Origin of the sequence: Brevundimonas sp. (assembly GCF_024711105.1) — a bacterium.
Taxonomy (GTDB): Bacteria; Pseudomonadota; Alphaproteobacteria; order Caulobacterales; family Caulobacteraceae; genus Brevundimonas.
In genome coordinates this window covers 1-8,390 of record NZ_JANJTL010000178.1, presented here as the reverse complement: position 1 = coordinate 8,390, position 8,390 = coordinate 1, and the positions used below count along the sequence as shown (strand labels likewise).

Genomic DNA, 8,390 nt, shown 5'->3' with positions numbered 1-8,390 from the left:
CAGATGTGGGGCATGGACATCATCGTCTGCACCACGGCCAAGACCGATGAGGAGGCCAAGGCCCTTCTCACCGAGTTCAAGTTCCCGTTCACGAACTGAGAGCGGGAAGGAAAGCACCGATATGGCTAAGAAGTCCGCCGTAAACCGCAATGAGATGGTCAAGCGCCTCGTCGCCCAGCAGGCCGACAAGCGCAACGCCCTCAAGGCGATCGCCAATGACGAGAGCCGTCCGCTGGAGGAGCGCTTCGAAGCGCGCCTGAAGCTGGCCGCGCTTCCGCGCAACGGCGCGCCGACGCGGATCCGCAACCGCTGCGAAGTCACGGGTCGTCCCCGGGCCTTCTATCGCAAGCTGAAGATGAGCCGGATCGCCCTGCGCGAACTGGCCTCGCTGGGCCAGATCCCCGGCATGACCAAGTCGAGCTGGTAAGGGGAGGGTACGCACATGATGATCAACGACCCCCTCAGCGACATGATCGCCCGCATCAAGAACGCTGCGACCCGCAAGCGTTCGACGGTGCTGACCCCGGCCTCCAAGCTGCGCCAGCGCGTCCTCGACGTGCTCGCCGACGAGGGCTACATCCGCGGCTACAGCTTGGTCGAAAAGCCGGGCGAGTTCCCGCAGTTCGAAATCGAGCTGAAGTACTTCGATGGCCAGCCGGTCATCGCGGAAATCAGCCGGGTCTCGAAGCCGGGCCGCCGCGTCTATTCGTCGATCTCTGATCTCAAGCCGGTGAAGAACGGCCTGGGCATCTCGATCCTGTCCACGTCCAAGGGCGTGATGTCCGACTCCGCCGCGCGCGACGCCAACGTCGGCGGCGAAGTGCTCTGCCGGGTGTACTGACGATGTCTCGTATCGGAAAAGCGCCGATCGCCGTGCCTGCGGGCGCCACGGTCACCATCGACGGCCAGACCGTCACGGTGAAGGGCCCCAAGGGTCAGCTGTCCTGGACGGTCGCCTCGGAAGTCGAGGTCCGCCAGGAGGGCTCCGATCTCGTCCTGTCGCTGCGTGAGGACACGCCGCGCGCCCGCTCGATGTGGGGCCTGTCGCGCACCCTGGTGTCGAACATGGTCACCGGCGTCACCACCGGTTTCGAGCGCACGCTCGAACTGGTCGGCGTCGGCTACCGCGCCGCCATGAAGGGCAACGCCCTGTCGCTGCAGCTCGGCTTCTCGCATGATGTCGACATCGCGCCGCCTCCCGGCGTGACCTTCGCCGTGCCGAAGCAGACCGAGATCAAGATCTCGGGCTCCGACAAGCAAGCGGTCGGCGAAATCGCCGCCAAGATCCGCAAGATCCGCCCGCCTGAGCCCTACAAGGGCAAGGGCGTCCGCTACGCCGGCGAAAACGTCCGGCGCAAGGAAGGCAAGAAGAAGTAAGCCATGGCCCTGTCTCCTCGAGAAAGCCTGCAGCGCCGCGCCCAGCGGACCCGCCGTCGCCTCAAGTCGGTGGCCAACGGACGCCCGCGTCTGTCCATCCACCGATCGGACAAGAACATCTCGGCCCAGATCATCGACGACGCCCAGGGCGTCACGGTGGCCGCCGCCTCGTCGCTGGAAGGCGGCAAGGGCGCCAAGGGCTCGGACAAGGACGCCGCCGCTCGCATCGGCAAGCTGATCGCCGAGCGCGCCCTGGAGAAGGGCGTCACTGACGTCGTCTTCGACCGTGGCGGCTACATCTATCACGGCCGGGTCAAGGCCCTGGCGGAGGCCGCGCGCGAAGCCGGCCTCAAGTTCTAAGGATACGACATGGCTCGTGAACCCCAACGTGGTGACCGTCGCGACCGTCGCGCCCCCGAGGCCGAGGGTCCGGACTCGGACATCGTCGAGAAGCTGGTGCACATCAACCGCGTCGCCGCGACCGTGAAGGGCGGCCGCCGGTTCTCGTTCGCGGCCCTGATGGTGGTCGGCGACGGCAAGGGCCGCGTCGGCTTCGGTCACGGCAAGGCGCGCGAAGTGCCGGAAGCCATCCGCAAGGCGACCGAGGAAGCCAAGAAGACGATGATCCGCGTTCCCCTGCGGGAATCTCGCACCCTGCACCACGACGGCGAAGGCCGCTGGGGCGCCGGCAAGATCATGATGCGTTCGGCCCCTCCGGGCACCGGCGTGATCGCCGGCGGTCCGATGCGCGCCGTGCTCGAAACCCTGGGCGTCCAGGACGTCGTCGCCAAGTCGTCGGGATCGTCGAACCCGTACAACATGGTGCGCGCCACCTTCGAGGCCCTGAAGACCCAATCCTCGCCGCGCCAGATCGCCAACAAGCGCGGCAAGAAGGTCGCCGACATGCTGGGCCGCCGTAACGACGGCGCCTCGGCGCCCGACGCCCTGGAGTCCTGATCATGGCCCCGAAGAAAGAGTCCAAAGTCACCGTCACGGTCCGCCAGACCGGCAGCCCGATCCGCCGCAAGCCGGATCAGCGCGCTACCCTGATCGGCCTGGGCCTGAACCGCATGGGCCGCGAGTCCACGCTGGAAGACACCCCGGCCGTCCGTGGCATGATCGCCAAGGTCGCTCACCTCACCGAGGTGGTCGAGAAGTAAGGCCCATGGCCTGGCTTCTTGCGAAGACCCGAAGGGCCGCCTAGAAGCGGCCCTTCATTTTTTCCAAGCCGAGTCCGCCGTCCAGGCGGGCGATAGAACCCGAAAGGATCAGGCGCATGAAACTGAACGAACTTCGCGACAACGAAGGCGCGACCAAGAAGCGCATGCGGGTGGGCCGCGGCCCCGGCTCCGGCAAGGGCAAGACCGCCGGTCGCGGCGTGAAGGGCCAGAAGTCCCGTACGGGCGTCAGCCTGCTGGGCTTCGAAGGCGGCCAGATGCCGCTGCACATGCGCCTGCCCAAGCGCGGCTTCAACAACCCCGGCGCGCTGAAGCTGGCCGAGGTGAACCTGTGGCGCATAGCCAAGGCCATCGAGGCCAAGAAGCTGGACGCCAAGAAGCCGATCGGCGCCGACGAGCTGATCGCCGCCGGCGTGATCCGCCGCGCCAAGGACGGCGTGCGCCTGCTCGGCCACGGCGAGATCAAGGGCAAGCTGAACCTGACCGTCTGGTCCGCCTCCGCCTCGGCCGTGAAGGCCATCGAGGACGCGGGCGGCTCGGTCACCCAGCAGCGTCCCGCCAAGGAAGAGGCTTCGGCCTGACCCTCTCGCGTCACCCCGGGCGCGCCTGTGCGACCCGGGGCCTGAGCGCGATGCGGATTGCGTTTAGGTCCCGGTTCTCTGCGCGATGCGGCGCGGCCGGGATGACGAATGGGCGCTCATGCCCTATCTGACGACGACAGTCGTGGGGATCCCGTAATGGCTTCGGCCGCAGAACAACTCGCAGCCAACCTCAACTTCGGCGCCTTCTCCAAGGCGACCGACCTGCACAAGCGCCTGCTTTTCACGCTGGGCGCGATGATCGTTTACCGGCTCGGCACCTACATTCCGATCCCGGGCGTGAACGCCGACGCCTTCGCCCAGGCCTTCCAGACCCAGTCCCAGGGCATCCTGGGCATGGTCAACATGTTCTCGGGCGGCGCCGTCGAGCGGATGGCGATCTTCGCGCTGAACGTGATGCCTTACATCTCGGCGTCGATCATCGTGCAGCTCCTGGGCGCGGTCTATCCGCCGTGGGAGAAGCTGAAGAAGGAAGGCGGCGAGGCCGGCCGCAAGCAGCTCAACCAGTACACCCGCTATCTGACCGTGGTTCTGGCCATGGCGCAGTCGTTCGGTATCGCCATGAGCCTCCAGGGCGTGGCCAACGACCCTGGACTGTTCTTCGTCCTGACCACCGTGACCACCCTGACGGGCGGCACCATGTTCCTGATGTGGCTGGGCGAGCAGGTCACCGCGCGGGGCGTCGGCAACGGCATCTCGCTGATCATCTTCGCCGGCATCGTGGCGATCCTGCCCAGCTCGGTCTACCAGCTGCTCGAACTGACCCGGCAGGGCCAGATCTCGGCCTTCCTGCTGTTCGCCATCATGGCCCTCGCGGTCGCGCTCGTGGTCGGAATCGTCTTCATGGAGCGGGCCCAGCGCCGGCTGCTGATCCAGTATCCGAAGCGCCAGCAGGGCAACCGCATGGTCGGCGGCGAAAGCTCCTTCCTGCCGCTCAAGGTGAACACCGCCGGCGTCATTCCGCCGATCTTCGCCTCGTCGCTGTTGCTGCTGCCCACGACCGTGTCGGCCATGCTGGCCTCGAATCCGGATGCGGTCCCGACCTGGTTGGACTGGCTGAACGTCGTGATGCCGATGCTGCAGCACGGCCAGCCCGTGTTCATGCTGCTGTACGGCGCGCTGATCGTCTTCTTCTGCTTCTTCTACACCTCGATCGTGTTCAATCCCGAGGACACGGCTGAGAACCTGCGCAAGTACGGCGGCTTCCTGCCGGGCATCCGGCCGGGCAAGCGGACGGCGGAATATCTGGATTACGTCCTGACGCGCCTCACCGTGATCGGGGCGGCCTATATCGCCCTGGTCTGCCTGTTGCCCGAGTTCGGCATCGCCCAGCTGGGCCAGCTGACCTTCGTCACCGCGCTGGGCGGCACCTCGATCCTCATCATGGTTTCGGTGACCATGGACACGGTGGCGCAGATTCAGTCGCACCTGCTGACCCACCAGTACGAAGGCCTCATCAAGAAGGCCAAGCTGCGCGGTCGCGGCGGCAGACGGTAGGCGGACGAGGGGCTGAACGCGTGGCGATGAACCTGATCCTTTTCGGCCCGCCCGCGGCGGGAAAGGGGACCCAGGCCAAGCGGCTGGTCGCTGAGCGGGGCATGGTCCAGCTCTCGACCGGCGACATGCTGCGCGCCGCGATCAGCTCGGGCACCGAGCTTGGCCAGCGCTGCAAGGCGATCATGGACGCGGGGCACCTGGTGCCCGACCCGATCGTCATCGCCCTGATCGAGCTGCGGCTCGATGAAGCCGAAGCCGCGGGCGGCGCCATCTTCGACGGCTTTCCGCGTACCCTGGCCCAGGCCGAGGCGCTGGACGAGATGCTCGAGCGGCGCGGAGCGCGGATCGACCACGTGATCCGCCTGAAGGTGGACGAGGAGGCGCTGCTCGCCCGCGTCACCCAACGCTTCAAGGAGCAGGGACGTCCGGACGACAATCCGGAGACCTTTGTCACCCGGCTCGAGGCCTACAACAACCAGACCGCCCCGCTGCTCCCCTACTACGAGGGCCAGGGCAAGCTGGCCGAGATCGACGGCATGGGTTCGGTAGAAGCGGTCGCCGCCGAGATCGACCGGGTCCTGGGCTAGACCCAAAGCCGCCCAAGCGCGTTCATGCTGCGGATAGCCGCGATCGGGGATGATCGCGGCATGCGGAGCGCCCTGGCCATTCTGGACGTCAAAACGCCCCTCCTGGATCGCCGCCGCCTGAAGAAGGCGGGCGTCGTCGCGGGCGTGGCCGCCGCTCACATCGGCCTGTTCGCCCTGGTGCTGCTGACCCAGCCGACCGTGCGGCTACCGCCGCCCGCGCCGCCGATCGAGATCACTCTGATCACGCCGGACGTTCCGCCGCCTCCCGAACCGCCCCGCCCCGTATCGCGCGAGGCGGGCGGGGGGGCGCCCGCCGCCCCGTCCGTGGTGCACGTGCCTCCGGTCGTGCGTGACCCGCCACCGCCCGCCTTTGTCGCCCCGCCGGAGCCGGCGCCTGAACCGCCGCAGGTCATCGGAGCCTCGCCGATTCAGACGACCCAGCCGGGCCTGGGCCAAGGCGGGCAGGGGACAGGGACAGGTACGGGCGTGGGCGCCGGCTCCGGTCCGGGGTCGGGCGCGGGGCGAGCCGTCCTGATCTCCGGGCCGACCGAGGCCCAGATGCGCAGGGCCCAGCCCCGCACGGGCCTGGCGGTGCGTCGCGTCGGGCGGGCGGAAATGCGTTGCCGCATCCGGCTGGACCAGCGGCTGGAGGGGTGCGTGGTGACCCGCGAGATGCCCCCCGGCAGCCGGCTGGGACAGGCGGCGGTGTCGCTGGCGCCCTTCTATCGCTGGCGGCCGCCCACCGACGCGGCCGGGCGGCCCCAGGACAACACGGAGATCGTCATCGGCGTGGATTTCCCCCCGTAGAAGCTCTCGACACGGCCCACCGTAGAATCCTTAGAAGCCGTTGACGCGTGAGGAATCCCCTGTATAACGGCGCGCTTCCGCGAAAGACGCGATGAGCGCCGGGTCGAATGGCCGGGGCGCCGTTGGCGTCTGTTGCGCGTATTGGAGAGCTACCGCGTGGCCCGTATCGCTGGCGTCAACATCCCGACCAACAAGCGCGTGGAGATCGCGCTACAGTATATCCACGGCATCGGCCCGCAGTCTGCCAAGCAGATCATGGACCGCGTCGGGATCGACGAGGCGCGCCGCGTCAACCAGCTGACCGACGCCGAGGTCCTGCAGATCCGCGAGACCATTGACCGCGAGTTCACCGTGGAAGGCGACCTGCGTCGCGAGACCTCGATGAACATCAAGCGCCTGATGGACCTGGCCTGCTATCGCGGCCTGCGTCACCGCAAGGGCCTGCCGGTCCGCGGCCAGCGCACCCACACCAACGCCCGCACCCGCAAGGGTCCCGCCAAGCCGATCGCCGGCAAGAAGAAGTAAGACCTGATGGCCAAGGCTCCCGAGCGCCTCAAGAAGCGCGAACGCAAGAACATTACTTCGGGCGTGGCGCACGTGAACGCCTCGTTCAACAACACCATGATCACGATCACGGACGCGCAGGGCAATGCGATCTCGTGGTCGTCGGCCGGCTCGATGGGCTTCAAGGGCTCGCGCAAGTCGACCCCGTACGCCGCCCAGATGGCCGCCGAAGACGCCGGCAAGAAGGCCATGGAGCACGGCGTCCGCACTCTGGAAGTCAACGTCGCCGGTCCGGGCTCGGGCCGCGAATCCGCGCTGCGCGCCCTGCAGGCCGTCGGCATGACGATCACGACCATCCGTGACGTGACCCCGATGCCGCACAATGGCTGCCGTCCGCCCAAGCGCCGCCGGGTCTAACCTGGCCTGACTATTTAGCGCCGGTCGGCGGAGCCTGAATCCAGGCTGCGGCGGCCGGCGAAACCCGTTCGAGGGACATCGATGATCGAAAGAAACTGGCAAGAGCTCATCCGTCCCGAAAAACCGCAGATCGAGACCGGCTCTGACGCTTCGCGCAAGGCGAAGCTGACGGCGGAACCGCTCGAGCGGGGCTTCGGCGTCACCCTGGGCAACGCGCTGCGCCGCGTGCTCCTCTCCTCGCTGCAGGGGGCGGCGGTCACCTCCGTCCAGATCGACGGCGTGGTCCACGAGTTCTCGTCCATGGAAGGCGTCCGCGAGGACGTCGTCGACATCGTCCTGAACATCAAGCAGCTGGCGCTCCGCATGCATGCGGAAGGCCCCAAGCGCATGATGCTGCGCGCCACGGGCCCCGGTCCGGTCACGGCTTCCCAGATCGACGCTCCGGCCGACATCGAGATCCTGAACGGCGACCATGTGATCTGCACGCTGGACGAGGGCGCCTCGATCCGCATGGAGTTCACGGTCCAGAACGGCAAGGGCTACGTCCCGGCCGAGTTCAACCGACCGGAAGACGCCCCGATCGGCCTGATCGCGGTCGACGCCCTGTACTCGCCGGTCAAGCGCGTGGCCTACAAGGTCGAGCCGACCCGTCAGGGCCAGTCGCTCGACTATGACAAGCTGGTGCTCGACGTCGAAACCAACGGCGCCGTGACCCCGGTGGACGCCGTGGCCTACGCCGCGCGCATCCTGCAGGACCAGCTGCAGCTGTTCATCACCTTCGAAGAGCCGAAGAAGGCCGTCGAGTCCGGCGAAGGCAAGCCGGACCTGCCGTTCAACCCGGCCCTGCTGAAGAAGGTCGACGAGCTGGAGCTGTCGGTCCGCTCGGCCAACTGCCTGAAGAACGACAACATCGTCTACATCGGCGACCTGATCCAGAAGACCGAGGGCGAGATGCTTCGCACCCCGAACTTCGGCCGCAAGTCGCTGAACGAGATCAAGGAAGTGCTCGCCTCCATGGGCCTGTCGCTCGGCATGGACGTGCCGAACTGGCCGCCGGAGAACATCGAGGACCTGGCCAAGAAGCTGGAAGACCAGATCTAGGCTCAAGTCTCGTGCTATGAGATCGGCGAGGCCGGATCCGAAAGGGTCCGGCCTTCGTCAATTTATGAGGACGCTGTTCGCGGCCCTCGCTCGCCGGGAAGGACCCCAAAACCCTGTCCTGGCGATTTCGGCCCCTCGGGGCCGACCTCGGAACGGGCCCTCGCCCTTCGGGCGGCCGGCCTTTGTTTCCGGGTTGCTTTGGGAGGTCGGACGGCGCGTCCGCCGGCCTTCGTAGGAGAGTTCGGCATGCGTCACGGCAACGCCCATCGCAAGCTCGGCCGCACCAGCGCCCACCGCACCGCCATGTTCGCCAACATGGCCGC

Annotated in this window: 13 protein-coding genes and 2 pseudogenes; all 15 read left to right on the top strand. The window is 67.3% G+C overall.

The window, feature by feature from the left end:
• A pseudogene (locus Q0M60_RS14210) lies at nt 1-99 on the top strand (50S ribosomal protein L5); the annotation flags it as partial.
• Between the two features lie 22 nt (nt 100-121).
• Nucleotides 122-427: a 30S ribosomal protein S14 gene (gene rpsN, locus Q0M60_RS14205; protein WP_296820740.1), complete on the top strand. Its 306-nt coding sequence runs from the start codon at nt 122-124 to the stop codon at nt 425-427.
• Between the two features lie 15 nt (nt 428-442).
• Complete coding sequence (gene rpsH, locus Q0M60_RS14200; RefSeq protein ID WP_296820738.1) at nt 443-841, top strand: 30S ribosomal protein S8; 399 nt, start codon at nt 443-445, stop codon at nt 839-841.
• 2 nt (nt 842-843) lie between these two features.
• A complete protein-coding gene (gene rplF, locus Q0M60_RS14195; RefSeq protein WP_296820735.1) occupies nt 844-1,377 on the top strand; it encodes a 50S ribosomal protein L6 in 534 nt (177 codons plus the stop codon).
• Between the two features lie 3 nt (nt 1,378-1,380).
• Nucleotides 1,381-1,737 carry a 50S ribosomal protein L18 gene (gene rplR, locus Q0M60_RS14190; protein ID WP_296820733.1) on the top strand — a complete coding sequence of 119 codons (357 nt, stop codon included), beginning with the start codon at nt 1,381-1,383 and terminating at the stop codon, nt 1,735-1,737.
• Between the two features lie 9 nt (nt 1,738-1,746).
• Nucleotides 1,747-2,334, top strand: a complete 588-nt coding sequence (rpsE, locus tag Q0M60_RS14185) for a 30S ribosomal protein S5 (protein ID WP_296820730.1) — start codon at nt 1,747-1,749, stop codon at nt 2,332-2,334.
• Between the two features lie 2 nt (nt 2,335-2,336).
• Nucleotides 2,337-2,537, top strand: a complete 201-nt coding sequence (gene rpmD, locus Q0M60_RS14180) for a 50S ribosomal protein L30 (protein ID WP_296820727.1) — start codon at nt 2,337-2,339, stop codon at nt 2,535-2,537.
• A gap of 116 nt (nt 2,538-2,653) precedes the next feature.
• A complete protein-coding gene (gene rplO, locus Q0M60_RS14175; RefSeq protein WP_296820725.1) occupies nt 2,654-3,136 on the top strand; it encodes a 50S ribosomal protein L15 in 483 nt (160 codons plus the stop codon).
• Nucleotides 3,137-3,292: 156 nt separating this feature from the next.
• Entirely contained in the window at nt 3,293-4,651 is a 1,359-nt protein-coding gene (gene secY / locus Q0M60_RS14170) for a preprotein translocase subunit SecY (RefSeq protein ID WP_296820723.1), read from the top strand.
• Between the two features lie 26 nt (nt 4,652-4,677).
• Nucleotides 4,678-5,238, top strand: coding sequence for an adenylate kinase (locus Q0M60_RS14165; protein ID WP_296820720.1), 561 nt, complete (start codon nt 4,678-4,680; stop codon nt 5,236-5,238).
• Between the two features lie 60 nt (nt 5,239-5,298).
• Nucleotides 5,299-6,045: an energy transducer TonB gene (locus Q0M60_RS14160; RefSeq protein ID WP_296820717.1), complete on the top strand. Its 747-nt coding sequence runs from the start codon at nt 5,299-5,301 to the stop codon at nt 6,043-6,045.
• Between the two features lie 156 nt (nt 6,046-6,201).
• Nucleotides 6,202-6,570 (top strand): 30S ribosomal protein S13, encoded by a 369-nt coding sequence (rpsM, locus tag Q0M60_RS14155; protein ID WP_296820715.1) that lies wholly within the window; start codon nt 6,202-6,204, stop codon nt 6,568-6,570.
• A gap of 6 nt (nt 6,571-6,576) precedes the next feature.
• Nucleotides 6,577-6,966 carry a 30S ribosomal protein S11 gene (gene rpsK / locus Q0M60_RS14150; protein WP_296820712.1) on the top strand — a complete coding sequence of 130 codons (390 nt, stop codon included), beginning with the start codon at nt 6,577-6,579 and terminating at the stop codon, nt 6,964-6,966.
• Nucleotides 6,967-7,047: 81 nt separating this feature from the next.
• Complete coding sequence (locus Q0M60_RS14145; protein WP_296820709.1) at nt 7,048-8,067, top strand: DNA-directed RNA polymerase subunit alpha; 1,020 nt, start codon at nt 7,048-7,050, stop codon at nt 8,065-8,067.
• 246 nt (nt 8,068-8,313) lie between these two features.
• Nucleotides 8,314-8,390: pseudogene (locus tag Q0M60_RS14140) on the top strand (50S ribosomal protein L17); the annotation flags it as partial.

Bases quoted from the DNA above. Each gene is read 5' to 3' on its own strand.
- rpsE (WP_296820730.1), top strand. From the start codon at position 1,747: ATGGCTCGTGAACCCCAACGTGGTGACCGTCGCGACCGTCGCGCCCCC.
- Q0M60_RS14160 (WP_296820717.1), top strand. From the start codon at position 5,299: ATGCGGAGCGCCCTGGCCATTCTGGACGTCAAAACGCCCCTCCTGGAT.
- rpsN (WP_296820740.1), top strand. From the start codon at position 122: ATGGCTAAGAAGTCCGCCGTAAACCGCAATGAGATGGTCAAGCGCCTC.
- rpsK (WP_296820712.1), top strand. From the start codon at position 6,577: ATGGCCAAGGCTCCCGAGCGCCTCAAGAAGCGCGAACGCAAGAACATT.
- rplO (WP_296820725.1), top strand. From the start codon at position 2,654: ATGAAACTGAACGAACTTCGCGACAACGAAGGCGCGACCAAGAAGCGC.
- rpmD (WP_296820727.1), top strand. From the start codon at position 2,337: ATGGCCCCGAAGAAAGAGTCCAAAGTCACCGTCACGGTCCGCCAGACC.
- rplR (WP_296820733.1), top strand. From the start codon at position 1,381: ATGGCCCTGTCTCCTCGAGAAAGCCTGCAGCGCCGCGCCCAGCGGACC.
- Q0M60_RS14145 (WP_296820709.1), top strand. From the start codon at position 7,048: ATGATCGAAAGAAACTGGCAAGAGCTCATCCGTCCCGAAAAACCGCAG.
- secY (WP_296820723.1), top strand. From the start codon at position 3,293: ATGGCTTCGGCCGCAGAACAACTCGCAGCCAACCTCAACTTCGGCGCC.
- rpsH (WP_296820738.1), top strand. From the start codon at position 443: ATGATGATCAACGACCCCCTCAGCGACATGATCGCCCGCATCAAGAAC.
- rplF (WP_296820735.1), top strand. From the start codon at position 844: ATGTCTCGTATCGGAAAAGCGCCGATCGCCGTGCCTGCGGGCGCCACG.
- Q0M60_RS14165 (WP_296820720.1), top strand. From the start codon at position 4,678: ATGAACCTGATCCTTTTCGGCCCGCCCGCGGCGGGAAAGGGGACCCAG.